Here is a 25,794-nt window from a genome sequence, read left to right as displayed (position 1 = left end):
GCAGGCCGGTGCCGGTGTCCCGGCCCGCATCCGAAAGGAAACCCGCCTTGCCTTCCGAATCCTCCGCACCCCTGCCCCTGCCCCTGCCCCGCAGATCCGCCCTCAAGCTCGCCGCGGGAACCGCCGCCGGCGGATGGCTGTGGCAGTCCGGCACCGCCCACGCCGCGAACGCGCCCAAGCCCTCCGGCACCGCCCTTGACACCCTGGTCCTCGGCGACGCCGCCTCCGAGAGCACCCACCGACTCGCCGCCACCCTGTCCGACGTGGTCACCGGCGGCCTCGGACAGCCCGCCCGGGTACTGAACCCCCGGCAGACCCCGGACTTCTGGGGCGGCACCCTCGCCGCGACCCTCGCCTGCCGGCCGCACGGCCCCACCTACGTCACGATCAAGCTCTGGGGTTCGGAGAGCGGCGAGGACCTGGGCCGGCTCCAGCTCTTCGCGGACGGCAAACAGGTCGGCCACTACCACCTCGGCGCCGTCGACCCCCTCGACATCCCCGCCGCCGACCCGCGCACCCCCGAACGCTTCTACTTCCACACCCTGCCGCTCCCCCCGGAACTGACCGCCGGGAAGAAGACGGTACGGCTGGAGGTCCGCTCCATGGGACGCATCGCCGGATACGCCCAGACGGCCGCCGAGTACTACAAGGCCATGACCCGCCCGAGCCGCACGATCTACCGCCTCTACACCCACGGCGAACCGCACCTCGCGCTCGCCGCCGACGACCGCACCGGCACCCGGCCCGCCGCACCCGCCCGCACAGCGCCCGGCCCCGAGGTCGTCGACACCGTGAACGCCCGCGTCGTCGCCCAGGCGAACGCCGAGGCGTCCCGCACCGTCCCCCAACTCGACCTGTGGTACCTCGAATTCCTGGCCCGCGCCTACGCCATGCCGTCCACCAACGCCTACCGCAACACCGCCGTCCCCCTCCAGATCGCCAGCAGCCTGGACGCCCTCTACTGGAACCACCTCGGCAACCCCAAACTGGTCACCGACTCCAGCCAGCAGTGGATGGGACTCGGCCGGATGGGCCTCCCGCTCCTCCAACTCGCCGACGAACTGCGCCCGTTGCTCGACGAACCGGTCTTCGGTTCCCCGGGGACGCTCCCCAACCCCGGCTTCGAGTTCGGCGCCACCCTGCCCACCGGATGGCGCACGGTCACCTACACCGGCCAGGGCACCGCCACCCGCGACACCACCGTCGCCCGCGCCGGCGGAGCCTCCGCGAAGATCACCGTGCCGACCGCGGGTGTCGTCGCCCTCGCGCCCACCGCGCGTACCGCCGTCGAGCAGGGAACGTACACCTACGGGGTGTGGATCAAGACCGAGGCGGTCGCCGCCGACGGCGCCTATCTCGACATCCTCTTCTTCGACGCCGACGGGCGGCTGGTCGGGGGCGACAACAAGTACTTCGCCACCGCGGGCACCCACGACTTCGAGCACGTCACCGCCACCCTCCCCACACCGGCCGGCGCCACGCAGATCGAGGCCCAGATCCGCCTCGCGGGCACCGGCACGGCCTGGTTCGACGACCTGACACTCACCCCGCCCGGCACCGCCACCGTCAAGCCGGTCCTGCGCCGCGCCGCCTGGACGAAGATGCTGCTGGACAGCCGCGAGTACTGGCGCCGGCACATCCCGCAGTACACCAACCAGGCCATCATCTGCGCCATCGGCCTCTACCTCGCCGACCGCGGACTCGCCCTCCTCGGCTCCGCCGACGCCTGGGGCGAGACCAAGGCCCGCGACTACGTGTACCAGTCCGTCGGCCTCACCCCCTGGCTCGGCCCGGAGACCGAGGACGGCACGCCCACCCGGCCGCTCGGCGGCGCCTACCACCAGGTCACGAAGAAGGGCATCTCCAAAGAACTCGGCTACGCCGGCAACTACGGCGAACTCCAGGACTGGCTCTCCCTGGTTTACGACGCCGTCATCGGCATCGGCGGCGTCCGGGACGACCGGCTGCGCGACCACCTGGTCAAGATGACCAAGGCCCGGGCCTTCTTCCACCACCCCTCCCTCGACGCCGACGGCCACCGCACCATGCGCATCGAGGCCGTCATCGGCTGGCGGGACGCCGAGTACCCCGGCAAGACGGCCTACGACGAAGGCAACAAGTGGGACGGCCACCCCCTGCGCCTGGCCGCCCAGCTCAAGGACCCGGACCTCATCGCCTACGCCCGCCAGTCCATCGCCGACGGCCAGTTCTTCCACGTCCTCAAGGAGGCGTACGACCTCGGCGGCTCCGCCCGGATGAACCTCAACCTCCTCAGCACGGCCGACGACTACGCGTACATCACCGGCGCCGACGGCAGCGGCAGGCGCCTCCCGATGACCCAGGGAACACCCGGCCTCGTCTTCACCGACGAGGAGAACGGCCTCGTCGCGGTCAAACACGGCGACGAGATCCTCTACGCCTCGCTGTACTGGCGAGCCCGCTGGGGCGTCAACCGGCTCGCCCGCATCCACCACATCACCGCCGCCGGCATCGAACGGTCGGCCACCGTCTGGCAGGACGTGAAGTACGTCCCCGACGGCCGCGCCCACACCGAACCCGACTGGGTCAACTGGGAGTTCACGGTGGGCGACCTCAACATCCCCGACGGCGGCTTCGACCCGCCCGGAGACGTCCTCCACCAAGCCTTCGCCGGCCAGGTCCTCCCGCTCGCCAAGGCCCCGGCCGACGCACCCGAACGCGCCGTCGGCGAGGAGTCCCCGTTCGCCGGACGGGCCTCCTTCTACCGGTGCGCGTACGGCCCGTACCTCATCGCCATGAACACCACCGGCGACCGCACCTACACCTGCGACCTCAAGGGCTTCGGCGCCGCCCGGAACCTCGTCACCGGTGCCGCGGTGCGCGGCGACGCGTGCCTGACCGTCGCGCCCGGCACCACGCTCGTCCTGCGCAAGAACTGAACCGCCTCCCGTCCCCGCCGCCCTGGAGACCCCATTGAACGCCCCACCCCTCGGCCCCGTCCGCCTCACCCCGGACGCCGTCACCACCCTGCACCCCGCCACCCTTGCCCGCATCGAGGGCGGCTTCTGGGCCGAACGCCGCCGGGTCAACGCCAAAGTGTCCGTCGCCGGCGGACCCGAACGGTTGGAGGCCGCCGGAAACCTGGCCAACTTCCGTGCCGCGGCGGCGCCTTCCACCCCCGGGGACGGCGCGCCGGGCTTCTCCGGCGACTTCCAGTTCCAGGACTCCGACGTCTACAAATGGCTGGAGGCCGCCTGCTGGCAGCTCGCCGACTCACCCGACCCGGGCCTCGCCGACGAGGTCGAGGCCGTCGTCACGCTGGTCGCCTCGGCCCAGCGCGAGGACGGCTACCTCCAGACGTACTTCCAGCTCGGCGACGCTGAACCCTGGACCGAACTGGGCTGGGGACACGAGCTGTACTGCGCCGGACACCTCATGCAGGCCGCGGTGGCCCACCACCGGGCCACCGGATCTCACCGCCTGCTCGACGTGGCCCGCCGGTTCGCCGACCACATCGACTCCGTGTTCGGCCCCGGCAAGGAGCGCGACGGAGTCTGCGGACACCCGGAGGTGGAGACCGCGCTGGTGGAGCTGTACCGCACGACGGGCGAGCCCCGCCACCTGAACCTCGCCGCCCACTTCGTCGACCGGCGCGGCCACGGCACCCTCGCCGCGGGCGCCGACCGGGGCCACGACCGCGACCCCGGCCCCGCCTACTGGCAGGACCATCTGCCGGTCCGCGAGGCCGACGAGGTGACCGGCCACGCCGTACGCCAGCTCTACCTCCTCGCCGGAGCCGCCGACCTGGCCGCCGAGACCGGCGACCCGGGGCTGCGCGCGGCGCTGGAAAGGCTGTGGCGGGACATGGTCACCACCAAGACCTACCTCACCGGCGGCGTGGGCTCCCGGCACGACTGGGAGTCCTTCGGCGACGCCCACGAACTGCCCGCCGACCGCGCCTACACGGAGACCTGCGCCGCCATCGCCTCCGTCCACTTCTCCTGGCGCATGGCCCTGCTCACCGGCGAGGCCCGCTACTCCGACCTGATCGAACGCACCCTGTTCAACGGCTTCCTCGCCGGGGTCGGCATCGACGGCCTCACCTGGCTCTACGTCAACCCGCTCCACCTGCGCGCCCGCCCGCACGAACGGCCCGGCGACCAGACCGCCCACCGCACCCCGTGGTTCCGGTGCGCCTGCTGCCCGCCCAACGCGATGCGCCTGCTGGCGAGCCTGCCCCACTACGTCACCAGCACCGACGCGAACGGGCTCCAACTCCACCAGTACGCCACCGGCACCTACGGCGGCGGCGACCTCACGGTGGCCGTGAGCACCGACTACCCGTGGCAGGGCGCCGTGACCGTCACCGTCCAGGAGGCGCCCGAGACCGGACGCACGCTCTCCCTGCGCCTGCCGTCCTGGTGCACGGAACACACCCTCACCGTCGACGGCACCCCGGCCACGACCCGGGCCGAGAACGGCTGGCTGCGCGTCACCCGCGTCTTCGCCCCCGGCGACACCGTCCGCCTCACCCTCGCGATGCCGCCCCGGCTGACCACCCCACCCCCTCGCGTCGACGCCGTCCGGGGCTGCGCCGCCGTCGAGCGCGGACCGCTGGTGTACTGCCTGGAACAGACCGACCAGCCCGACGGCCTCGACCCCGACGACGTCGCCCTCGACCCGTCGGCGCCGCTGGCCCACGAGGACCGTCCTGACCTGCTGGGCGGCATCGTCACGGTCACCGCCTACGGCGATCCGCTGCCGGCACCGGCCGACGGATGGCCGTACGCACCGCACGGCACGCGCCCGCCACGGCCGGACCGGCCGGTCGAGCTGACAGCGATCCCCTACTACGCCTGGGCCAACCGGGAGCCGGGCGCCATGAGGGTCTGGATACCGGTGGCGGACCGGGACTAGCGAGAAGGGCGGTCGGGCATCGTGCCCGACCGCCCTTTCCGTGTCAGCGGGTGGCGAACTCCAGCAGCACCGCGGACCGTTCGACGGGGAGAGTCACCTGGAGCTCCCGGCCGTTCCACTCGTACGCCGGGACCGGACCCGCCGAGAACAGCGTCCTCGGCCGCACGCCTTCAGCGATCCAGGGCAGGGGGACGTCCAATGTCGGCGGCGCGCCGTCGCGGCGCCAGAGCGCCAGCAGGGTGGTGTCGTCCTTCGACGTGAGGGCCAGGGCCACCCACGTGTCGCGCCAGTCGGGCAGGCCCAGGGGCCAGCGGGGCCTGGCACCGGGCAGGAGATGCCGGTAGGCCGTGTACGTGTCGACGGCCCGGCGTACCAGCGCCGCCTGTTCCGGGGCCAGCAGGTCGGGGCGTCCGCTGAGATGGACACGGCCGAGCAGCGCGGAGACCAGCACCGTGCCGAGTTCCGCCTCGGTGTGCTCGGGCAGCGGGTACGCCCAGATCGCGCCCTGCTCGGGGGTGACCGCGCTGGGCGCGGCGGCGGCGATCGCGGGCATCAGACGGAAGTCCTGCTGGTCGCTGACGGAGTGCACGGGCAGCCGGGAGAGGATCGCGTGGTCGGTACGGCTGCCGCCGGCCGCGCAGCTCTCCAGGACCAGGTCCGGGTGGCGGTCGAGGACGCCGTCCAGCCAGTCGAGATAGGCGCGGTTGTGCCCGAGGAGGCCGTGGCCGGGGCCGTCCTCGGGGCGGGGGCCGTCGGTGCCCGGACCGATGTCGATGTTGTAGTCGAGCTTGAGATAGCCGATGTCGTAGTCGCGCACCAACCGGTCCACGACCGCGTCCAGATGGGCACGGGCCGCCGGATGGCGCAGGTCGAGCTGGTGGCGGCCCCACTCCACGAGCCGCACGCCGTCCCGGCGGAAGAACGCCTCGTCGGGCAGGGCGGCGGCGAGCGGGCTGCGGACGCCGATCACCTCCGGCTCCAGCCACAGCCCCGGGACCATGCCCCGCGTACGGATGTGCCCGATCACCTCGCCGAGGCCGCCGGGGAACCGCTCGGCGGACTCGACCCACTCGCCGACCGCGTCCCACCAGCCGGGCACCCCACCGGGGCCCACCGCGCCGGGCGGCTCCGCGTCGTACCAGCCGGCGTCGATGCAGAACACCTCGGCCCCGGCCTCGGCCGCCGCGTCCACGAGCGGCAGCAGGGCCTTCGTGGTCGGTTCGCCCATCAGGCTGTTCATGAAGTCGTTGAAGACCACCGGCAGCCCCCGGTGGTCGGGATGGGGCCGCCGGGAGGCTCGGCGGTGCCGGGTCATGGCGTCCACCGCGGTCTCGAATCCGCCGGACGGCACGATCGCGACCGAGACGGGCACCGTACGGAACGACTCGCCCGGCGCCAGGAGATGGCGCCACTGGTGCTCGCGGTCGGTGGGCCCGGACAGCGCCAGGTACACGTCGTCGAAGCGGTCGCCGAGTTCGGCGTGCCAGGAGCCGTTGTGCTCGATCTGCCACATCAGGGCGGCGCCGGTCGAGGTCTCCTCGACACAGCCCAGCGGCAGATGCTCGGAGGACGACCACGAACCCGTGCTGGTGACGGCGACGCGGTTCTTGGAGCCGGTCTGTCCGAACGGCACCATGCCGACGTCGTAGAGACCGCGCTCGGCGAGCGTGGCCCGAGACCAACGGAACTCGCCGCTCCACGGGTTGGCCGCCAGCCAGAGGGCCAGCGAGTCCTCCCACCGGGCGCCGTCGGGCAGGTGCCGGGCGAGGTTGGACAGCGCGAAGGACGAGACGTACTCCAGGGTGACGGGTGCCTCGCCGGCGTTCTCCACGTGGACCTCGGTGGTGAGGACGGGGACGCCCTCGCGCAGCCGGTGGACGGCGGTGGCCGTCAGCCCCGTGGACTCGTCGGCCATCCGTACCCGCAGGACACGCAGACCCTCGCCCTCCCGGGTCTCCTCGTGGCCGGTGTAGCGCAGGGCGCGGGAGGCGGCGCCGTCCACATGACGCTTGCCGGACGTACCGAGGCGCCCGCCGCCGGCGGTCTGGATCTCGACCAGGGGGAGCGCACTGTGCGCGAGCCGCGCGCACAGCTCGGGGTGGAGAGCGGGGCTCGGCAGGGCGGCGGCCTCCCCGGCCGCCAGCAGCCGCACCGGCTGCTCCGGGGCGTGGGAGAGGAGCAGGGACAACTCGTCGGTGCCCCAGCGCAGATGGGTGACGGACACGATGACAGACTCCGTTAGTAAACGATTACTGTTGATGGGACAGTAGTTTCCGCATCTCATCGTCCGCAAGGGGCCTGCGATGCAGTAACGTCGGAGCGTGACGGCGAATGGAAACGGCTCCGGAGCGAGTCCCACCACCCCCAGGACAGCAAGGCGTCGGCGGGTCCGCGGCAAGGACGACGACCGGCCGAGCACGATCCGGGACGTCGCCGAGCGGGCCGGAGTGTCCGTAGCAACCGTTTCCCGCACGCTCGCCGGCAACTACCCCGTCGCGGCGGTCACCCGGGAGCGGGTCATGGCGGCGGTCGAGTCCCTGCACTATGTCGTGAACGTTCACGCCAAGGCGCTCTCCGGCCGCGTCGCCGGACCCGTCGCCCTCGTCCTGAAGGACATCACCGGCCCGTCGCTGGCCCATGTCGCGGCCGGAGTGGAGCAGGAGGCGGCGACCCGGGGGCAGTTGAGCCTGGTCTGCGCGACGCACGGCGACGAGGACCGTGAGGACGACCTCGTACAGATGATGCGTGAGCAGCACGCGGCGGCCGTCGTCCTCGTCGGCGGGGCCTCGCAGGACGAGGCGTACCTCCGGCGGATGACCGAGTACGCCCGGGCGCTGGACGCGGCCGGCTCGCGGCTGGTCCTGGTGGGCCGCCCTCCGCTGCCCGGCGACCTGCCGGTCACGGTCGTCGAGTACGACAACCGCGGCGGAGCCTTCCAGGCCGCCGACCACCTTCTCGCCGCCGGGCACCGGCGTCTCCTCTTCCTGGGCGGCATCCCCGGAAACAGCACCAGCGACCAGCGCCGCGACGGCTACACGCAGGCCCTGCGCGCCCACGGAGTGTCGTACGACGAGGAACTCGACCTCCCCGGCGCCTACACCCGCGTCTCGGGCTACCAGCGCACCCGGCAGGCCCTCGACGCCGGCCTCGACTTCACGGCGATCGCCGCGGGCACCGACATGGTCGCCCTGGGCGCACTGGCCGCCCTCCGCGACGCCGGCCTCGACGTCCCCGGCGACGTCTCCCTCGTCGGCTTCGACGACGTCCCCTTCGCCGCGGACCTCACCCCCGCGCTCACCACGGTCCGGGTGCCGTACGAGGACCTCGGGCGTACGGCGGTTCGGCTGGCGGTGGAGCGGGAGGAGCGGATGACCGGGGACGACTACGTGATCCTCAGTACGCAGTTGGTGATCCGTCAGTCGGTGCGTCGGCTTTCTTGACGGAGAGCGGGACCGGGGTGCTCCGGGTTGTTCGACGGGCGCGTTTGTGGAAGGTCCGGTAAGGGTGTTGAGGGTTGCCGGCGTAGGAGTTCACGGGGGATGTCGCACTGGCTGGAGAAGTTTCAGATGACGGACCTCAGCTGCGTGGTGGACGATCCGGCGGTCTGGGTGCCGATCCATCGGATCGCCGGAACGCTCGACAAGGCGCTTCCTGAGCTGTTCGCGCCTGACTATGAACAGCGGCTTGCGGCCGCTCGTCAGCGGCTTCGGCCGGAGGGTTGATCGGGCAGTCCGGACTCCGTACCGCGCCACGGCCGGTTGAGGCTCGTTCGCGCTGCTTCTCCCCTCCGGGAGGGCTGTGCGCCGCGGGGCGAGGGGTCCGAGCTGGGGCAGCGGACGGTGCGTCTGCCGGGCAGGTGCTCGTGGTCTTTCAGGTGCGTGGGAGTCCGGTGGCGCGGGAGATGAAGCTGTCGAAGCCGCGGTCGGAGAGGACGCTGCGGAGGGTGATCATGGGGCGGGCGCCGAAGCCGGCGGCGTAGCGGGTCTTGGGTTTGCGGGCGGTGACGGCTTTGCCGATGGCGTCGGCGATGACCTGGGGGGAGGACATGCGCTTGGCGTTGGCCTCGGAGGTCATGGAGGTGGCGACGGCGTCGGCCTGCTCGGCGTAGGCGCCGTCGGCGGATGCCTTGCGCAGGCCGTCGGCGGCGATGGAGCCCCATTCGGTGGCGATGCCGCCGGGTTCGATGACGACGACGTCGATGCCGAAGGGCTTGGTTTCGAGGCGGAGGCAGTCGCTGAGGGCTTCGAGGGCGAACTTGGTGCCGTGGTACCAACCGCCGAGCGGGGTGTGGATCTTTCCGCCCATCGAGGTGACGTTGATGATGCTGCCGGACTTCTGTGCCCTCATGTGGGGCAGTACGAGCTGGGCCAGGCGCATGGCGCCGAAGACGTTGACCTCGAACTGGTAGCGGCCTTCGGACAGGGGGACGTCCTCGACGGCGCCGTAGGAGCCGTACCCGGCGTTGTTGACCAGGACGTCGACGCGTCCGGTGTCGGTGATGACGCGTTCGACGCCGGCCTGCATGGATTCGTCGCTGGTGACGTCCATGGCGAGGGGGCGGATGCCCTTGGAGGCCAGGTTCTGGAGGCGGTCGGTGCGACGGGCCGCGCCGTAGACGGTGTAGCCGAGGGACTGGAGCTTGAGGGCGGTGGCTTCACCGATGCCGGAGGAGGCGCCGGTGACGAGTGCGGTCTTGGACATGGAGGTTCCCGGAGGTAAAGTGAACGTTGGTTCATGAACTACTATGAACCGCGGTTCACGTTAATGCAAGTCCAGAGTCCAGAGCCGCCCACCGGGGCAGCGAACCCGCCACCGGCCCTTCGGAGAGCGAGAGCCCCGCATGACCCCAGCCCGAGCCCCACGCGCCGATGCGGTCCGCAACCGTAAGAAGATCCTCGACGCGGCACGCGAGCAGATCACCCTCAACGGACCCGACGCGGGCATGGACGAGATCGCCGCCGCCGCAGGCGTTGCCGTCGGCACCCTCTACCGGCACTTCCCGACCAAGACCGATCTCGTGGCCGCCGTGCTGGCCGAGTACAGCGGTCGTATCGCCGACGACGTCGAAGCCGCCCGCCGGCGCGCCGCCGAGGGTGCGCGCGCCCTGGAAGAGATCACCGGTTTCCTCGCCCGCGTCGTCGAAGCCACCGCCACCAACCACGCCGTCAAGGCCGCCGCCGGCACCCTCGGTGCCCACCTGGACCCCGATGTCGAACTGCGCGCCCGCACGGCACTTGAGGAGCTGATAGCCGTCGCCATCGCGGACGGCGACGTCCACGCCGACGTCGGCGTGGACGACATCTATCTGCTCATCTCCACGGCCCCCACCAGCCAGCCCTCCGCGCACCGCAGCCGCTGGCTCACCCTCGTCCTCACCGGCCTCACTACTCACACCCGCACCGGCAGGGCCTGACATCTTCGGCCGCGCCACACTTCCGCACCGGCTCAGTTCCGGTCGGCGGCCGTGCCCCGGATGATCGTGACGTTCGCGAGCACGCTCACCGCGCAGAAGACCGCGCCCACCAATATCGGTGCGGCAGGTCCACGGCTGTCGATGGCCACGCCGCCGACAAGTGCCCCCATGGCGATGGAGGCGTTGAACACGAGGACGTAGATCGAGGCAGCCGCCTGCCCGTTCTCCCCGCCGCTGCGCAGGACCAGTGTCTGGAGCACGACCGGTATCCCCGAGTACGCCATGCCCCAGACGACCAGCAGGACGATCACGCCCACGCGCACGTCGAGGACCAGCAGGAGCGCCAGCGCCGTCGTGACGATGAGGCCGAGCCCGCCCAGCACCGTGGACACGGAGCGGCTCCTGCTCAGCACATGACCGGCGAGGAAGTTCCCGAAGACACCGGAGATCCCGTACACCAGAAGGAAAGGACCGATCATCGACAGGGAGACCCCGCGACTGTCGGAGAGGAACGGCGAGATGTAGGTGTACGCGGCGTAGTTGCCGACCACCACCACGAAGGTGACGAGCAGCGCTCCCAGCAGAGCCCTGGACCGTACGAGAGGCCCGAAATCGCGAACCCGGAGGACGGACTGGGAGGGCAGCTCCGGGACCAGCATGCGAATCACCAGCAGGGTCACCCCACTGAGAACCGCGAGCGACGCGAAAGCCGATCGCCACCCACTGAGATTCCCGAGCAGACTCCCGAACGGCACACCGAGCACCAACGCGATCGAGATCCCGGAAAAGGCGATGGACGTGGCTTTCACGCCGTCCTTGGCGGCGACGAGCCGAATCGCGATGGTGGCGACGATCGACCACATGAGCCCGTGGAGCATCCCCGTCGCTATGCGGGACACGATGAAGAGCCAGTAGGTCTGCGAGACGGCGGCCACGGAGTTTCCGACGGTGAACACCGCGAGAATCATCAGAAGCAGGGTGCGCCGGTCCATGCGACTGCCGAGTACCGTAGCCACCGGTGCCGACAGACCCGCGATCAGCCCGAACGCGGTCACCGCGATCCCGGCGGTTCCGACGCTCACATCGAGATCGCCGGAAATCTTCGGCAGCAGCCCGACCGGCATCATCTCGGTCGTGGTCACCACGAAGACGGAGAACCCGACCGCCCACACGGAAAGCCACTCACGCCTCCCGGTGGACTCGTCCGCAGCCGGCGCGGACTCGTGCCGAATCGAACCTGTCTCCACTGATCCTCACATCGTCAGCCACGGTCACCGCTCGCTCTGTGAAGGTAGCCCACGGTGTCGAGTTTTGGTATACCAACGTGGTGCGACGGTTCGGCCTGAGTGAATCCGCCGCACTCCGGCGGAGCGCAGGCACGCGCCCACGATGACCGAGACAGCCGCGACGCCGTAGGCCGCGGCCTGGACGGGGAAGCCGGGCAGCAAAGGGCCCGCGAGATAGAGGACGGTGCCGGCGAGGGAGACGGTCAGCCACTCCCAGCGGCCGTCCAGGGCGACGAGCGCGATCACCAGCAGGGAGTACCAGGGGTAGTTGGGGGAGAAGAGGAGCAGTGCGGTGCCGGTGAGCAGGAGGGCGCCGCGCCAGGGGCGGTCGGGGTCGCCACGCCACCACACGTACAGGCCGGTCAGGACGAGCACACCGGCCGCCGTCAGTTCCGCGGCGGTGTCCGGCAACAGGAGCCGGAGCAGGGCGAACCGGCGTACGTCGCCGGGGTCGTACCCCTCTTCGTGGAGGTAGCCCGGCAGATAGCCCAGCACGTCGGGGCCGGACGCGACGACGTAGGGGAGGTAGGCGAGCGCGACGGTGGCGAGTGCCGCTCCGACGACGCGCAGGACGCGGGCCGGGCCCCGCTGCCCGGACAGGGCTCCCGGCAGGGCGAGGACGGGAAGGATCTTCACGGCGATCGCGGCCCCGAGCAGCGCGCCGCGTCGGGTTCCCGCGGTGGCCGTGCCGAGCGCGAGCACGAGGAACAGCACGCCGAGGGTGTCGATGTGGGCGTTGTCGACCGCCTCCAGGGCGACCGCCGGACACCATGCCCACAGCGCGGCGCGGGCCGGAGCCCGCCGGGGATCGCCTCGGCGGCGCAGGACGCGCAGCAGGGCGACGGTCGTACCGAAGGCGAGGACCGCTCCCGCGACCTGGAGCGGCTTGTGGCGGCTCCCGGCGGGGGAGAGGGTGTGCACGGCGAGGTACCAGCCCTCGGCGACCGGGGGATAGATGGTGGGGACGGTGGGGCGGTTGATGCGGACGCACAGGCCGGTGCCGGTGCGGGTGAGACCCCAGCTCCCGCAGTTCCCCTCGGTGGGGAACAGCCACTCGTCGCGCAGGCGGGCGAGTTCGGGCGCGGCGGGCGGATAGGCGTACGGGGAGATCCCGGCGGCCTGGACACGGCCGTCCCACGCGTAGCGGTACATGTCGTCGCTCGTGCGGGGCGGCGCGGTGAGCCCGGCCAGGGCGACCGCCGCCGACCCGGCGAGCACGAGGAAGGTCGCGGTCCGGACCGGCAGCTTGCGCACGGTCCGCACGGCGGCGGCGAACAGGACCCAGGCCACGGCGTATCCGGCCAGCAGCCGGCCCGCGGCGTGCTTGTTGTCCCCGGCCTGGAGCGTCACGGCGATCACGGCGGCCAGAGCCGTGACGAGAAGCGCGGTCGCGGCGGTTCTCAGGCGCGCACCGGAACGCGTGGGCAAGAGTGCCGGATTCCGCCGGAGCAGTGTGGTGGCCCCGGTCATGGACGGGCCCGCCCTTCACGCGACGCGGGAGCGGGGACGGCGTGGAATTCCCTGTAGGGGCTGCGGAGTTCGAGGAAGGCGCGGTCGTCGGTGGTCCACCGGCCGGTGGGGACCCACCCGGCGGCCTCGGCGGCGCGCAGGAGCGCGGTGGTGCCGACGTGTGCCCAGGGGAAGGGGCGTCCGTGCAGGCCGTGACCGTCCTCGACGCGGACGACGAGGCGCTCGTCCACGTCGAGGACGGCGGTCTCGGCCAGCAGACGTCCGCCGGGGCGCAGCAGCTCGCGCAGCCGGGCCAGCAGCGCGGCCGGGTCGCCGCCGATGCCGATGTTGCCGTCCATCACCAGAGCCGTCGACCAGCGGCCCTCTCGGGGGAGCCGGTCGAACACGGACCGCCGCAGGGCGGCTGCGCCGTGGCGGCGGGTACGGGCGACGGCGGCCGGGCTGACGTCCACCCCGAGCGCCGGTACGCCCGCGGCGGCCAGAGCGGTCACCAGTCGCCCCGGGCCGCAGCCGACGTCCAGGACGGGCCCTTCGCAGCGGCGCAGCACACCTTCGTCGGCGGTGTCGGGCGGGGCGCAGAAGCGTTCCACGTCCAGGGGCAGCAGCTCGGCCGCCTCGGCAGGGTGCGGTGACACGCGGCGCAGGAACAGCGGGCCCCGACCGGTGCGCAGGGCGCGGCCGTAGAGGTCCTCGGTCCAGGTCGCCGGGGTGAGGCGCTCGGAGAGGGGACGTGATCCGGTCTTCCCCGGTGTCGTGGTGCTCATCCGGCGACCCGCGCGAGCGAGCCGAGGGCGGCGGCGAAGCGGGAGCCGGGCCGGCAGCGGGCGGCCACCGAGGCGGCGTCGGCGGCGGTGTCCACATCGCGCAGCACAGGCAGGTCGGCGACCGTCAGCCCCGCCGTCACCAGCCTGCTCCGCTGGACGGCTCCGGTGCGGTCGGTGGACATCGGGACGCCGCGTACGAGCGCCCCGCAGCGGGCGGGGTCGGCGAAGCCGAGGGCCCAGAAGCCGCCGTCGTCCGCCGGGCCGAACCAGGCGTCGTTCCCGTCCTCGCCGACGCCGGCCAGGAGACCGGGGGTGAGCTGCGGGGTGTCCATGCCGACCAGGAGCGCGGGACCGCTCCCGCAGCCCTCGAACGCGGCGGCGAGGCGTTCGTCGAGACCTCCGGACACCTGGGTGACGACCTCGAATCCGGGCGGCAGCCAAGGACCGGGGGAGCCGTCGAGGACGACGACGCGGCGCCTCGCGGGGATCTGGAGGATCGTGTGGAGCGTGTCGGTCAGCGCGGCCTCGGCGAGGGCGGCGGCCTCCTCGGGGGTGTAAGGCGGGGTGAGGCGCGTCTTCACCCGCCCCGGGACCGGCTCCTTCGCGATGACCAGCAGGGTGAGCGGACTCGGCGCCGCTGAGCGGGAGTTCACCGGGCGGCTCCCGAGGTGCGGACGGCCGGCGGCTCGGCGAGGACGTCACGCATGTCGCGTACGGCCTGCCAGGTGCCGCGCCACGTGCCGGTGACCTTCGAGCGGCCCGTGCGCGGGAGGTAGGGGACGTCGGTCTCGGTGACCCGCCAGCCGGCGTCGGCGGCGCGGACCACCATCTGGAGGGGGTAGCCGGAGCGCCGGTCGGTGAGGTCCAGGGCGAGCAGGGCCTCCCGGCGCGCGGCACGCATCGGACCGAGGTCGTGCAGGCGCAGCCCGGTACGGCGGCGGACCAGGCGGGCCAGCTCCAGGTTGGCGAGGCGCGCGTGCGCAGGCCAGGCACCGCGCGCGGTGGGCCGGCGCCGGCCGAGGACCAGATCGGCGGTACCGTCGAGGACGGGACCGGCGACGGCGGGCAGCAGGGCGGGGTCCAGGGAGGCGTCGCAGTCGCAGAAGCAGACCGTGTCGGCGGTGGCCTCGGTGAGGCCCGCGTGGCAGGCGGCGCCGAAGCCGCGGCGCGGCTCGTGGACGACGTGTGCGCCCAGGCGGCGGGCGATGCCGGGGGAGCCGTCGGTGGAACCGTTGTCGACGACGATCGCACGCCAGCCCGGCGGAATCCGCTCCAGCACCCAGGGCAGGGCCTCGGCCTCGTCGAGGCAGGGCAGCACGACGTCCACGGAAGAAGGGGGTGTCTCGATCACGCCACTCACCCTACGAACCCGAAAGGTGCATAACGGACTTGGCGTCCTTACGGAACGCTGACGTCGCATCCCGGCCGCCGCACACCGCGTCCTCCCGGTGTGAGACTCGTGGCGTGAAACATGTACTCGTCGTGGACGACGACCCCACGGTCTCCGAGGTCGTCGCCGGATACCTGGGCCGGGCGGGGTTCGCCGTGGACGTGGCCGACGACGGCCCGACCGCCGTGACCCGGGCCGCCGCGCGGCCCCCCGACCTCGTGGTGCTGGACCTCATGCTGCCCGGCATGGACGGACTGGAGGTCTGCCGCCACATCCGCACGGCCGGCCCCGTGCCGGTCATCATGCTCACCGCGCGCGGCGACGAGGAGGACCGCATCCTCGGCCTCGAGGTCGGCGCGGACGACTACGTCACCAAACCCTTCAGCCCCCGCGAGCTGGTGCTGCGGGTGGAGTCCGTGCTGCGCAGGGCGGGCGCGGCGGCCCCGGCCGGGGCGGCGGGAGCGTGGCTGAGGTCCGGCCCGCTCGCCCTGGACCCCGCCGCCCGGCGCGCCACCCGCGACGGCCGCGAACTGGCCCTGACCATCCGGGAGTTCGACCTGCTGGAGTTCTTCCTCCGGCATCCCGGGCAGGCCACGAGCCGGGAGCAGTTGATGCAGCGGGTGTGGGGCTGGGAGTTCGGCGACCTGTCGACCGTCACCGTCCATGTGCGGCGCCTGCGCGAGAAGGTCGAGGACGACCCGGCGAGCCCCCGGCTGATCAGCACCGTGTGGGGCGTCGGCTACCGCTTCGACCCTCCCCTCGCGCACGGGACGGAGGCCGGACATGCTGGGTGACACCCTCCTCATCGCCCTCTACGCGGCGATCGGCGCGGCGGGTGCCGGACTGGTGGGCGTCGTGCTGCTGTGGGCGCTGCGGAAGCGGTCCGTTGCCGTATCCCTGGCCGTCGTCGCCGGCGTCACCGTGGCGGCGATGCTTGCCGGGACCATGATCGTGGCCCGCGCGATGTTCCTCTCTGACCACGACCTGTGGGTCGTGACGACGGTGTGCGCCATGGCCGCCGTCGTCTCGCTCGCCGTCGCCCTCCTCCTGGGCCGCAGCGTGGTGAAGGGCAGCCGGGAACTCGCCGAAGCCACCCGCGCCCTCGGCGACGACGGCGACTTCACCCCGCCGCCCGCCGCCCCCACCAGCGAACTCGCCGAGCTGGGCCGCCAGTTGGCTGCCACGAGCGCCAGACTCGCCGCCTCCCGGGAACGGGAGCGGACCCTGGAAGCCTCCCGGCGCGAACTGGTCGCCTGGATCTCCCACGACCTCCGTACGCCGCTGGCCGGCCTCCAGGCGATGACCGAGGCCCTGGAGGACGGCATCGCCGACGATCCGCACGTCTACCTCACCCGCATCGGCACGGAGGTCGGACGCATGAGCGCCATGGTCGGCGACCTGTTCGAACTCTCCCGTATCCAGGCCGGAGTACTGGCCCTGTCCCCGGCGAGGATGTCCGTCTACGACCTGGTGGGCGACGCCATGGCCGGCGTCGACGCGCTCGCGAGGGAGCACGGCGTACGGCTCGTGGGCCACGGTGTCGAACCCGTCCCCGTCGAGGTCGACGGCCGGGAGATGTCCCGGGTCCTCGCCAACCTGCTGGTCAACGCGATCCGCCGCACACCCGCCGACGGCACGGTGGCCGTCTCTGCCTGCCGTGAGGCCGACCGGGTCGTGCTCTCGGTGACCGACGGATGCGGCGGGATCGCCCCGGAGGACCTGCCCCGCGTCTTCGACACCGGGTGGCGGGGCACGGACGCCCGTACGCCGCCGGCCGGCGCGGGACTCGGACTGGCCATCGTGCGCGGCATCGTGGAGGCCCACCAAGGACGCGCGGCGGTGCGCAACGTGCCGGGCGGCTGCCGGTTCGAGGTGCACCTGCCCGCGGTGGTCTGAGGGATCACCCCGCCCGCAGCGGTGCCGTCGCGAACTCCGTCATGCCCTCCTGGAAGCCGACCTCCGGCTTCCAGCCGAGTTCGTCCCGCAGCCGCTGGGAGGAGGCGGTGACGTGGCGGACGTCGCCGAGCCGGAACTCCCCCGTGACGACAGGCATCGGACCGTCATAGGCCCTGGCCAGGGCCGTGGCCATCTCCGCCACCGTGTGCGGGTCCCCGCTGCCGACGTTGTACGCCCGTAGCCCGCCCGCCGCGAACTCGTCCAGGCCGTTCAGAGCGGCGAGGTTGGCGCTGGCGACGTCCCGGACGTGGACGAAGTCCCGCCGCTGCCCGCCGTCCTCGAAGACACGCGGGGCCTCCCCACGCGACAGCGCGGACCGGAACAGGGAGGCGACGCCCGCGTAGGGAGTGTCCCGGGGCATGCGCGGGCCGTACACGTTGTGGTAGCGCAGGGCGGCGACCCGGCCGCCGGTCGCCCGTGCCCAGGACGCCGCCAGATGTTCCTGAGCCAGCTTGGTCGCCGCGTACACGTTACGTGGATCGGCCGGGGCGTCCTCCTCCACCAGGCCGGACGCCAACTCCTCCCCGCAGTACGGACAGGGAGGCTCGAAACGGCCCGCCTCCAGGTCCCTCACCCGGCGCGCCCCCGGCCGTACGACGCCGTGCCGCGAGCACGCGTACCGCCCCTCCCCGTAGACCACCATCGAACTCGCCAGCACCAGACGCCGTACGCCGGCCCCGGCCATCCCGGACAGGAGTACGGCGGTGCCGAGGTCGTTGCAGGAGACGTAGTCCGGGGCGTCGGCGAAGTCCTTGCCGAGACCGACCATCGCGGCCTGGTGGCACACCGCGTCTACGCCCCGCAGGGCGTCGGCCACCGCCGCCCCGTCGCGGACGTCGGCGTGGCGCCAGTCCACCCCGCCGGGAATCGGCGGCTTCGAACGGTGCGCGGCGGGCAGCAGGGCGTCGAGCACACGCACCTCGTGCCCGGCGCCGGTGAGAGCGGTGACGATGTGCGAGCCGATGAAGCCCGCGCCTCCGGTGACCAGGATCAACATGCCTACGACCGTAGGGCCGCGAGGCCGGACACGGGCCGCCCGCGCCGGGGACGTCAGGGGTTCGTAAGCGTCTCTAATCAGCTAAGCGATCCCATGTCAGACGTAGCGTCTGGCAACGGGATTGTCCACCGTGGAGGGGTGGCGTGGGCGTGCAGGTGGAAGCCTGCGCCCAGTGCCGCTCCTCGTGGCTGGTGCTTGTTGGTGGGTGCGCTGATCGTTGTCACGCCCTGGTGCCGGTGGGCTGCGCGGGGCAGCCGGTTCCGGTCCGTGTGAGCGTGTCCCTCCGGACGCTGGCCCGCCGGACCCGAAGGTCTGGCAGGGGAGGGTGTCCGGCGTCGCCCGGGCGTCGGACGTGTGGTTCGAGGCCGGGTGGGGCCGGTCTTGGACCGGTCGTTCCGGCTGGTGTTGTCGGTACTCGGCGTGACGACCGCGCCCGCTTCGAGCGTGTCCACCACTGTGCGGATCGCCATCGCGCCGCTGGTGCGGTCCGTGACGGTCTTGGTCTGGTGGGCGAGGCCACGTGCGGCGATGCGCCGCCACGCCCCGTCGTCGCGGTCGCCCTGCCACCGGCAGGAGGGGCAGAGGGCCCATTTCCATCCGGGTGTGGTGGGCCGGTCGGGGGCTTTGCGGTGCCGCAGCGGGGTGAGGCAATGGGGACAGTGCTTGGAAGTGTTGCGCGCCGGGACGGTGACGAGGGCGATCCCCACTTCTGCGGCGAGGTGGCGCATGCGGTCCACGATCTGTCCGCGCACTTGCTGGGAGAGGCGGGTGTTCATGGTGCGGCCCATGCCCTTGGCTTCCATCGACCGCAGGTCTTCGACGTAGATCACCGTGGCCGAGGCGGTGATGGCCTGGTCCACTGTCCAGCGCGCGGCAGCCGACGCGAGGGCGTCGTTGAGGTGGGAACGCCGGTCACAGACGTGCCGGATCTCATCGGACAGGACCGTGTGCCTGGCGGTCAGCGAATGCTGCTCGTCCCCGCCGGTGAGCCGCTGGTAGTGGTCGGACTTGGCGTGCAGGTGCTCGGACAGGCGCCGGAGCCGGTGCTGTTTGGCGAGAACCCCGGCGGCGCGGAACTGTCCACCGGAGCCGAGGGCAGTGATCTGGCCGTCGTCGTGCAGGCGTGCGGCTCCGGCGGACAGCAGGGTGTTCAGGCCCCAGTCCACGCCCAGCGCGATGGTGTGACCGGTGCGGGAAGCCCTGGGAACGGCGTGGGTGTAGGCGAGATCGGCCCGGACCCGGCCCTGGTGGATATGCAGGGTGGGCAGGTGCAGCACCGCACCGGCCGGGATCGTCGCAGGCAGCACGATGGGGCAGGCGACCCAGGCCCAGTCTTTGTACGAGGCCGGGTCGGGGCGGGTGGGCAGTTGGAGCCGCAGCAGAGCGCGGCCGCCTTCGTCGGCGCGTTCGATGGTGGCCTGCTGCGCGTCACACGCCGAGAGCAGCAGCATGTGTGCGATCCGGGGCGTGGGCTCCAACTCGAACACATCGACCGGCATCCGGCCGTTCCTCCGGACGAACGCCGCAGCCTGCCGGGTACGGGACTTGATCACACTGGACGGCAGGAACTGGCCGCCGGGTACCGCCTCGCGCACCGCGTCCCACTCGCCTGTGGTGCGCTTCGTCGGATCGGCGGGCCACGTCTTGAGCACACCGGCCGTCAGGGCGGCGCGCCACTTCGCCGACCGCAGGGCACGCCCGGCCTGCTCCTGGGCCATCCGCACGATGCGATCGTTGGCCTTGACACCCTCGGGCGGCCGGGCGGCCCAGCCCAGGCGGCGCAGCGCCATCCACGCGTTCGACGGCAGTTTCCTGCCCCCCGCGTCCTCGCCGGATGCCAGGGTGTCGACGTCGGCGGTGTTCCAGTGCGCGACGGTCAGCGCACCGACCATGCCCGACACCAGGCCCGCGCACCAGCCCACACGCTCCGCCACCGCAGCGGCGGACAGGAGTTCGCCGGTCCTCTCATCCGCGCCCGTGCGCAACAAGCCACGGGCGCATGCGGTGCGGGAGGTCTCGCCCTCGGCGAGCGGCAGCTTCCGGCTCACCGGCCGCCACCGTCATCAGCGCACTGGCCGGTCTCAGCGAGCAGCCGTCTGCGGGCCTCTGCTGACCGCATCCCGTACAAACGGCCCGCGAACGTGGTGACCAACGAGACAAAGTCGTCGAGGAGTTCATCCCGGCCGCCGGACTTCTTCGGGTGCAGCACTTCGAGTGTGACGCCGTACACGGCGAACAGACGCTTCAGCCAGCCCACACCGAACCGGGCGAGACGGTCCTCATGCGTCACCCGCACCACACTCACCGAGCCGTCGGACACCATCGCCAGCACCCGATTCAGGCCGGGCCGGTTCTCCCGCAGGCCAGAGCCACGGTCCTTGACAATTTTCACGACCTCGCCCCTGGAGGTGGCCCGCAACTCCTCCTCCTGCGCGGCCAGCGAGGACTCCTGCCCGGACGATCCCGAGACACGCACATACAGAACCTCCCGCCTCGGACGGGAGGTTGCGGAGCCGCTTCCGCGCTTCATGTTCTCCACATCGACCGAGGAGAACCGGCGCTCACGGCCGACCCAGGAGAACGGAATCTTGCCGTCGACAGCCCACTGGCGAAGCGTCATCGGGTGAATCCCCAGACGCTTCGCGGCCTTGGACATGCGCAGCAACTCCATGTGCACGACGATACATACATAACACTAGGGATGACTAATGAAATTGGTGAGCCTTTCCGGCTGTCCCCGCGTCAGCCCCCGGACGGCCGGCGACCGCGCCGGACCCTGCGCGCCACCAGGACGAGCGCGGTCGCCACCGTCACCGCGGCCAGCGCGAGCAGCCAGTTGCGCGGGTAGTCCAACGGCAGCACCGACGAGTTGGGCTTCGGGCCCGGCCGGAGCAGCACCGGCAGCGCCACCACCGTCAACGCTCCCGCGACCAGCAGGCCACCCCGAACGGGCCCCCGGGCACCGCCGCGCACCAGGAGCGGCCCGGCCAGCAGCACCGTGGGGGCGAGGACCGCGTCGTGCAGGACGACCGCCCCGCCCAGCCACAGCAGCACGCCTGGCAGATCGCGGACGTCCACGAGCAACGACACCCCGACGCCCATCAGGACGACGCCGACCGCCCCTGCCACCACACGCGCCGCCTTCACGCCAGCACCTCCAGTCGGCCGACCCACTTGGTCTGGAGCACCCCCGGCCGGTCGGGGGCGATGAGCCGCACCGGATAGCCGTGGTCGGGATCGAGTTCCTCGCCGTTGAGGCGCAGGGCGAGCAGGGTCAGCGGGTCGCGGGCGTGCCGGTGCCCCATCTCGGACACCCGGTAGCCGCCCCGCAGCTGCAACGACACGACCCGGACCCGGGCCCGCGCAGGCGCCTGCGCGCGCTCCAGCAGATCCACGACCCGTACGCCGGTCCAGTGCGCCGACTTGCTCCAGCCCTCGACGCACGCGATCGGCAACTCGACCTCGTACTGCGGCAGATCGCGCAGTTCCGCCAGGGTCAGGGTGTACGGCCGGGGGCCGGCCACCGTCAGGCGGTACTCCTCGGCGGCGATCCGGCCCACCCCGGCCGCGGCGGCGGTCCGGTTCACCGGCAGCGCCTGCGGGCCCTTGTCCGGGTGCCGGGGAGCGAACAGGACGAAGTCCTTCAGCGGCGTGAACGACTGGCCCACCGTGGTGAGCGTGACGGCCCCGACGGCCGCCCCCACCGCGGCCAGCAGCGAACGGCGGTCAGGTACGTCCTGTGCGGGCAGGGCCAGTGTTCCGGGGGACCGGCGTGTCCAATGCGCCTCGATCTGCGGCGCCTTGACGGTGATGTGCAGCACCAGCGTCCCGACGACCAGCCACGCCACCGCGTAGTGCACGGGCACGAAGGAGAACGGCCACGGATACCACTGGGCCGTGTTCAGTAGCCCGGTGGCCAACTCGAACACCGAGCCCGCCACCAGCACCGCGACCGAGAGCCGCTCCAGCGCGTGCCGGACCGACCGCAACGGCGGCCACTCGAACAACCGCGGATACACCGCCCACAACTTCGCCAGCAGCAGTGGGATCGCCGCGATTCCCGACGCGACGTGCAGCCCCTGCGTGAGCCGATACCCCCACGACGGCCGGCTCGGGATGGCGTCCGCCAACCATCCCGGCGGATGCTGCATGACATGGCTGACCAGCCCGGTCACGAAGCACACGGCGAACGCCGGGGCCAGCCAGCGGCCGATCGAGGTCGCCGTACGGGCGTCGTGCAGTCCGCCCCTGAACACCGGCGGGGAGAGCCTGAGTTTCATGCTCCCATCCCACTGGGCGGGCGGGCGCATCGGAACAAGCGAACCCTTACGGAACGCGGACGTTCCCGGGAGCCGGGGGGCTCAGAGTCCGGCGACCGCGTCGGCCACTTGGTCGAGCAACTCCTTGAGCCGCACGGACCCGTCCGCGCCCAGGGCGGCCGTGACGCGCCGTTCGATCTCGGTGATCTCGGCGTCGGCCGCCCGCAGCGCCGCGCGCCCGGTGTCCGTGAGGTGGAGTTCCTGGACATGGCGGTGGCGAGGATGGGCGCGCCGCTCGACCTGCCCGCGGCTCTCCAGCCGGGCGACGAGGGACGCCACCGCCTGCGGGGTGACGTTCAGCCGGCGGGCCGCCTCCGCTCCGGTCAGACCGGGTTCGGAGTGGACGAGGATCAGCAACTGGTAGTGGGCCACGGCCATCCCCAGCGGACGCAGCCGCTGCTCCTTGAGCCCCTGCACCGCAACCTCGGTCCGACGCAGGGCCCAGACCACGCGCTCCAGGGCGTCGGCCGCCATCGGCCCGTCCTCTTCTCTGCCTGCCACACGCGAACAGTACACCGGTTCATAACCATCAAACGTTTGACACTAGACAAGTGGATGAGGAAGGCTCATCGCATGTCACGACCTCTCGCACTTGTCACGGGCGCGTCCTCCGGGATCGGCGCCGCCTTCGCCCGACTCCTCGCACCCGACCACGACCTCGTCCTGGTGGCCCGCCGCGCGGACCGCCTGAACCGGCTCGCCGGCGAACTCCGCACGGCCGGTGCCGAGACGGAGGTCCTGGCCGCCGACCTCTCCACGTACGACGGAATCGCCACGGTCACCACCCGCCTCGCCGCCGGGGACGTACGGCTGCTGATCAGTAACGCCGGAGCCGGCGGCTACGCCCCGCTCGTGGACGTCGCGCCGGACGAGGTGGACCGGCTGCTCACCCTCAACGCGCTCGCCCCGGTTCAGCTGGCCCGCGCGGCCCTGCCCGGCATGCTCGCCGCCGGCGAAGGCTCCGTCGTCACCGTCGCCTCGCTCCTGGCGTTCAGCGCGGGCCGGGACAACCCGCACATGCCGCGCCGCACCCTGTACGCCGCCGCCAAGGCGACCACCGTCGCCTTCACCCGCACGCTGGCCGGGGAACTCACCGGCACCGGGGTGCGCGCCCTGGTGGTGTGCCCCGGGATCGTGGCGACGGAGTGGAACGGCGGCTCCGGCCGCACCGTCCCCTCGGCCATGTCCCCGGAGGACGTCGCCGCGGCGGGACTGGCGGGCCTGCGCCTGGGAGAGACCGTCTGCGTCCCCGGCCTGGAGGACCAGGACGTCGCATTGAAAGCCCTGCTGAACGGCGAGGCCGCGTTGATGGACGGCGGTGGCCGCAAGGACCTCGCCGCGCGCTACCGGTAGGACCGAGATGCCCGTCCGCGAGGCGCGGCGGACGCGAGGCCGGCACGGTGCCCGCTGCCTCACGCGGTCGAGCGTGTGCCGGCGCGCTTCGAGCCCCCGGCTCCCGGCAGGAGAACGTGGCGCGGGACGGGCGGTCCGGTAGTCGGCCGGATGGGTAGCCCTTCTCGGAGACAGCCCGTGGGGTACAGGTGCCCGGGTCGCGGAAACCCGGGCACTCGCAACGTGACCGTGCGCCCCGACGGCTACGCCGGCTCGTCGCCGTGGAGGGAGGCGTCGAGGAGTTCGATCGGGTGGACGACGGGGATGGTGGTGTCGTCTGCGTGGCGGCGGATCTGGAGGAGGCAGCCCGCGTTGCCGGTGGCGATGACGTCGGGGCGGCCGGCGAGGAGGTTTTCCGCCTTGCGTCGGCCGAGCCGTTCGGCGGGTTCGGGCTGGACCAGGTTGTAGATGCCCGCGGAGCCGCAGCAGATGTCCGGCTCCGCCACGTCCAGCAGGGTGAGGCCGGGGATGGTGGTGAGGAGTTGCCGGGGCTGGGCGGTGATGCGCTGGGCGTTGGCCAGGTGGCAGGCGTCGTGGTAGGCGACCCGGAGGGGCAGCGGTCGGCGCGGGGCGACTGGGGGGAGTTCGGCGAGGAGTTCGCTCACGTCGCGGACCTTCGCCGCGAACGCCTCGGCGCGTTGGGCGTAGTCGGGGTCGTCGTGCAGCAGTTCGCCGTATTCCTTGAGCGTGGACCCGCAGCCGGCGACGTTGACCACGATCGCGTCCACGTCCAGGTCGCCGAGGGCGTCGATGGTCCGGCGCGCCCGCGTGGCGGCGTCGGTGTCCAGGCCGGCGTGCATGCTCAGCGCGCCGCAGCAGGGCTGGCGGGGCGGGACGACGACGTCGCATCCTTCCGCCGACAGGACGCGGACGGTCGCGGCGTTGACGTGGCTGAAGTGGACGCGTTGGGCGCAGCCGGACAGCAGGGCCACCCGCAGTCGCCGTTCGGACCGGGCCGGTACGAAGGCGGGAGTGCGGGAGAACAGGGCGCGCAGGCGTACCGGCGGCAGGAGACCGTCGAGGGCGCGCAGCCGTGGCGGGAGGAACCGGCGCAGGAGGCGCTGCGCGCCGGTCCGCTGGTAGAGCAGCCCGAGCACGGTGGCCGCGCGCAGCCGGCCGGGGTGGGGGAACAGGGTGAAGACCAGCCGGCGGAACAGGGCGTCCGCCGGTGCGCGTGGCACGTTGCGCTCGATCTGTGGCCGGGTCGTCTCCAGCAAGCGGTCGTACTTGACTCCGGAGGGGCAGGCCGTGACGCAGGCCATGCAGCCGAGGCAGTTGTCGAAGTGCTGGGCGAACGTGGCGTCCAGCGGCACCTCGCCCCGCTCGGCCAGGTCCATCAGCTGGATACGGCCGCGAGGCGAGTCCGTCTCTTTCCCGTCGAGCACGTAGGTGGGGCAGGTGGGCAGGCAGAAGCCGCAGTGGACGCAGTCGTCCAGCAGTTCCCGGCGGGGCGGATTCGTCTCGTCGAACGAGTTCAGAACCATGGGGAGAACCTTCCGGCGCCGAATCGGTCCGACGGATCGAACCGTTGTTTGACGGCCCGCATCACGGCTACGGATGCCGGCGGCGGGCCCCACGCCGGCACCTCGGTCCCACGGCGCAGGACGGCCATGGTGCCGCCTCGGTGTGCGAGGTCCTCGCGGAGCGACCAGAACGCCGGGGCCGTGATGTCCGGCAGGCGGAGCGTGTGCACGCCCGCGCGGCCACCCACGGCCACAGGGAGGGCAGGGTGCCGATCCGGACGCCGGTGACCCGGGCCCGTCGCGTCACGCCGGTGGCGGTGCCCTCGAAGCGGGCCAGCAGCCGACCGTCTTACCACTCCAGCGCCACCGGTTCCAGAGCTTCGCGGACCAGTCGGTCGGCCTGCTGGAGGGCGTCCTCCGGGGCGCGGTCGACGGTGACGGTGGACCG

22 protein-coding genes are annotated in these 25,794 nt (G+C 72.3%); 8 read left to right on the top strand and 14 right to left on the bottom strand.

All coding sequences use genetic code 11. The features are described from left to right. Window positions 1-47: 47 nt before the first annotated feature. Both ABZX85_RS45245 and ABZX85_RS45240 read left to right on the top strand, forming a co-directional pair. Entirely contained in the window at window positions 48-2,918 is a 2,871-nt protein-coding gene (locus tag ABZX85_RS45245; protein WP_355883450.1) for a Tat pathway signal protein, read from the top strand. Window positions 2,919-2,952: 34 nt separating this feature from the next. Further along, entirely contained in the window at window positions 2,953-4,896 is a 1,944-nt protein-coding gene (locus tag ABZX85_RS45240) for a beta-L-arabinofuranosidase domain-containing protein (protein WP_355883447.1), read from the top strand. A gap of 43 nt (window positions 4,897-4,939) precedes the next feature. Here ABZX85_RS45240 and ABZX85_RS45235 read toward each other — a convergent pair whose 3' ends face one another. Further along, a complete protein-coding gene (locus ABZX85_RS45235; protein ID WP_355883444.1) occupies window positions 4,940-7,120 on the bottom strand; it encodes an alpha-galactosidase in 2,181 nt (726 codons plus the stop codon). 196 nt (window positions 7,121-7,316) lie between these two features. On the opposite strand from ABZX85_RS45235, the gene ABZX85_RS45230 reads away from it, so the two are divergent. Then, entirely contained in the window at window positions 7,317-8,336 is a 1,020-nt protein-coding gene (locus tag ABZX85_RS45230) for a LacI family DNA-binding transcriptional regulator (protein ID WP_355883517.1), read from the top strand. Between the two features lie 99 nt (window positions 8,337-8,435). Next, window positions 8,436-8,618 carry a hypothetical protein gene (locus tag ABZX85_RS45225; RefSeq protein ID WP_355883442.1) on the top strand — a complete coding sequence of 61 codons (183 nt, stop codon included), beginning with the start codon at window positions 8,436-8,438 and terminating at the stop codon, window positions 8,616-8,618. A gap of 148 nt (window positions 8,619-8,766) precedes the next feature. Here ABZX85_RS45225 and ABZX85_RS45220 read toward each other — a convergent pair whose 3' ends face one another. Next, window positions 8,767-9,597: an oxidoreductase gene (locus tag ABZX85_RS45220; RefSeq protein WP_355883439.1), complete on the bottom strand. Its 831-nt coding sequence runs from the start codon at window positions 9,595-9,597 to the stop codon at window positions 8,767-8,769. A 139-nt stretch (window positions 9,598-9,736) separates the two neighbouring features. Here ABZX85_RS45220 and ABZX85_RS45215 point away from each other — a divergent pair, with 139 nt between their 5' ends. Continuing rightward, window positions 9,737-10,309, top strand: a complete 573-nt coding sequence (locus ABZX85_RS45215) for a helix-turn-helix domain-containing protein (protein WP_355883436.1) — start codon at window positions 9,737-9,739, stop codon at window positions 10,307-10,309. 32 nt (window positions 10,310-10,341) lie between these two features. Here the strand turns inward: ABZX85_RS45215 and ABZX85_RS45210 are convergent, their stop codons facing one another. The 5 genes from ABZX85_RS45210 to ABZX85_RS45190 all read right to left on the bottom strand — a co-directional run bounded on the left by ABZX85_RS45210 (window position 10,342) and on the right by ABZX85_RS45190 (window position 15,156). Next, complete coding sequence (locus tag ABZX85_RS45210) at window positions 10,342-11,481, bottom strand: MFS transporter (protein WP_355883514.1); 1,140 nt, start codon at window positions 11,479-11,481, stop codon at window positions 10,342-10,344. Between the two features lie 99 nt (window positions 11,482-11,580). Beyond that, entirely contained in the window at window positions 11,581-13,065 is a 1,485-nt protein-coding gene (locus ABZX85_RS45205; RefSeq protein WP_355883433.1) for a glycosyltransferase family 87 protein, read from the bottom strand. Beyond that, window positions 13,062-13,829, bottom strand: coding sequence for a class I SAM-dependent methyltransferase (locus ABZX85_RS45200; RefSeq protein ID WP_355883431.1), 768 nt, complete (start codon window positions 13,827-13,829; stop codon window positions 13,062-13,064). Before ABZX85_RS45200 ends, ABZX85_RS45205 begins: the two co-directional genes overlap by 4 nt. Next, the gene (locus ABZX85_RS45195; protein WP_355883428.1) at window positions 13,826-14,482 is read right to left on the bottom strand and encodes a DUF2064 domain-containing protein; all 657 of its coding nucleotides are present in this window, start codon (window positions 14,480-14,482) and stop codon (window positions 13,826-13,828) included. The genes ABZX85_RS45200 and ABZX85_RS45195 overlap by 4 nt, the downstream gene beginning before the upstream one ends. Then, window positions 14,479-15,156 carry a glycosyltransferase family 2 protein gene (locus ABZX85_RS45190; protein ID WP_355883511.1) on the bottom strand — a complete coding sequence of 226 codons (678 nt, stop codon included), beginning with the start codon at window positions 15,154-15,156 and terminating at the stop codon, window positions 14,479-14,481. Before ABZX85_RS45190 ends, ABZX85_RS45195 begins: the two co-directional genes overlap by 4 nt. Window positions 15,157-15,293: 137 nt before the next feature. On the opposite strand from ABZX85_RS45190, the gene ABZX85_RS45185 reads away from it, so the two are divergent. Together ABZX85_RS45185 and ABZX85_RS45180 are read left to right on the top strand one after the other, a co-directional pair. Beyond that, the gene (locus ABZX85_RS45185) at window positions 15,294-16,013 is read left to right on the top strand and encodes a response regulator transcription factor (protein ID WP_355883425.1); all 720 of its coding nucleotides are present in this window, start codon (window positions 15,294-15,296) and stop codon (window positions 16,011-16,013) included. Next, window positions 16,003-17,115, top strand: coding sequence for a HAMP domain-containing sensor histidine kinase (locus tag ABZX85_RS45180; protein WP_355883422.1), 1,113 nt, complete (start codon window positions 16,003-16,005; stop codon window positions 17,113-17,115). Before ABZX85_RS45185 ends, ABZX85_RS45180 begins: the two co-directional genes overlap by 11 nt. A 4-nt stretch (window positions 17,116-17,119) precedes the next feature. Here ABZX85_RS45180 and ABZX85_RS45175 read toward each other — a convergent pair whose 3' ends face one another. The 6 genes from ABZX85_RS45175 to ABZX85_RS45150 form a co-directional block, all read right to left on the bottom strand. Then, entirely contained in the window at window positions 17,120-18,172 is a 1,053-nt protein-coding gene (locus ABZX85_RS45175; protein WP_355883419.1) for an NAD-dependent epimerase/dehydratase family protein, read from the bottom strand. A 77-nt stretch (window positions 18,173-18,249) separates the two neighbouring features. Further along, a complete protein-coding gene (locus ABZX85_RS45170) occupies window positions 18,250-20,220 on the bottom strand; it encodes a zinc ribbon domain-containing protein (RefSeq protein WP_355883416.1) in 1,971 nt (656 codons plus the stop codon). Then, window positions 20,217-20,843 carry an IS607 family transposase gene (locus ABZX85_RS45165; RefSeq protein ID WP_355883413.1) on the bottom strand — a complete coding sequence of 209 codons (627 nt, stop codon included), beginning with the start codon at window positions 20,841-20,843 and terminating at the stop codon, window positions 20,217-20,219. Before ABZX85_RS45165 ends, ABZX85_RS45170 begins: the two co-directional genes overlap by 4 nt. A gap of 71 nt (window positions 20,844-20,914) precedes the next feature. After that, window positions 20,915-21,319, bottom strand: a complete 405-nt coding sequence (locus tag ABZX85_RS45160) for a hypothetical protein (RefSeq protein WP_355883410.1) — start codon at window positions 21,317-21,319, stop codon at window positions 20,915-20,917. Next, on the bottom strand, window positions 21,316-22,452 hold the full coding sequence (locus tag ABZX85_RS45155) for a molybdopterin-dependent oxidoreductase (protein ID WP_355883407.1): 1,137 nt from the start codon (window positions 22,450-22,452) through the stop codon (window positions 21,316-21,318). Before ABZX85_RS45155 ends, ABZX85_RS45160 begins: the two co-directional genes overlap by 4 nt. A gap of 81 nt (window positions 22,453-22,533) precedes the next feature. Next, window positions 22,534-22,992 carry a MarR family transcriptional regulator gene (locus ABZX85_RS45150; protein ID WP_355883404.1) on the bottom strand — a complete coding sequence of 153 codons (459 nt, stop codon included), beginning with the start codon at window positions 22,990-22,992 and terminating at the stop codon, window positions 22,534-22,536. A gap of 72 nt (window positions 22,993-23,064) precedes the next feature. On the opposite strand from ABZX85_RS45150, the gene ABZX85_RS45145 reads away from it, so the two are divergent. Continuing rightward, on the top strand, window positions 23,065-23,844 hold the full coding sequence (locus ABZX85_RS45145) for an SDR family NAD(P)-dependent oxidoreductase (protein WP_355883401.1): 780 nt from the start codon (window positions 23,065-23,067) through the stop codon (window positions 23,842-23,844). A 242-nt stretch (window positions 23,845-24,086) separates the two neighbouring features. Here ABZX85_RS45145 and ABZX85_RS45140 read toward each other — a convergent pair whose 3' ends face one another. Next, the gene (locus tag ABZX85_RS45140; protein WP_355883398.1) at window positions 24,087-25,367 is read right to left on the bottom strand and encodes a heterodisulfide reductase-related iron-sulfur binding cluster; all 1,281 of its coding nucleotides are present in this window, start codon (window positions 25,365-25,367) and stop codon (window positions 24,087-24,089) included. Window positions 25,368-25,794: the final 427 nt, after the last annotated feature.

The sequence above is a fragment of the Streptomyces sp. NPDC004539 genome, from assembly GCF_040610055.1.
Taxonomy (GTDB): domain Bacteria; phylum Actinomycetota; class Actinomycetes; order Streptomycetales; family Streptomycetaceae; genus Streptomyces.
The sequence above is the reverse complement of the archived record's forward strand: the minus strand, read 5'-3'. Positions and strand labels throughout refer to the sequence as shown.

What these genes read in the sequence shown, in the direction of transcription:
- ABZX85_RS45205 (WP_355883433.1), bottom strand. Translation starts at nt 13,065, where the DNA reads ATGACCGGGGCCACCACACTGCTCCGGCGGAATCCGGCACTCTTGCCC.
- ABZX85_RS45175 (WP_355883419.1), bottom strand. Translation starts at nt 18,172, where the DNA reads ATGTTGATCCTGGTCACCGGAGGCGCGGGCTTCATCGGCTCGCACATC.
- ABZX85_RS45165 (WP_355883413.1), bottom strand. Translation starts at nt 20,843, where the DNA reads ATGGAGTTGCTGCGCATGTCCAAGGCCGCGAAGCGTCTGGGGATTCAC.
- ABZX85_RS45225 (WP_355883442.1), top strand. Translation starts at nt 8,436, where the DNA reads ATGTCGCACTGGCTGGAGAAGTTTCAGATGACGGACCTCAGCTGCGTG.
- ABZX85_RS45215 (WP_355883436.1), top strand. Translation starts at nt 9,737, where the DNA reads ATGACCCCAGCCCGAGCCCCACGCGCCGATGCGGTCCGCAACCGTAAG.
- ABZX85_RS45220 (WP_355883439.1), bottom strand. Translation starts at nt 9,597, where the DNA reads ATGTCCAAGACCGCACTCGTCACCGGCGCCTCCTCCGGCATCGGTGAA.
- ABZX85_RS45145 (WP_355883401.1), top strand. Translation starts at nt 23,065, where the DNA reads ATGTCACGACCTCTCGCACTTGTCACGGGCGCGTCCTCCGGGATCGGC.
- ABZX85_RS45200 (WP_355883431.1), bottom strand. Translation starts at nt 13,829, where the DNA reads ATGAGCACCACGACACCGGGGAAGACCGGATCACGTCCCCTCTCCGAG.
- ABZX85_RS45155 (WP_355883407.1), bottom strand. Translation starts at nt 22,452, where the DNA reads ATGAAACTCAGGCTCTCCCCGCCGGTGTTCAGGGGCGGACTGCACGAC.
- ABZX85_RS45140 (WP_355883398.1), bottom strand. Translation starts at nt 25,367, where the DNA reads ATGGTTCTGAACTCGTTCGACGAGACGAATCCGCCCCGCCGGGAACTG.
- ABZX85_RS45180 (WP_355883422.1), top strand. Translation starts at nt 16,003, where the DNA reads ATGCTGGGTGACACCCTCCTCATCGCCCTCTACGCGGCGATCGGCGCG.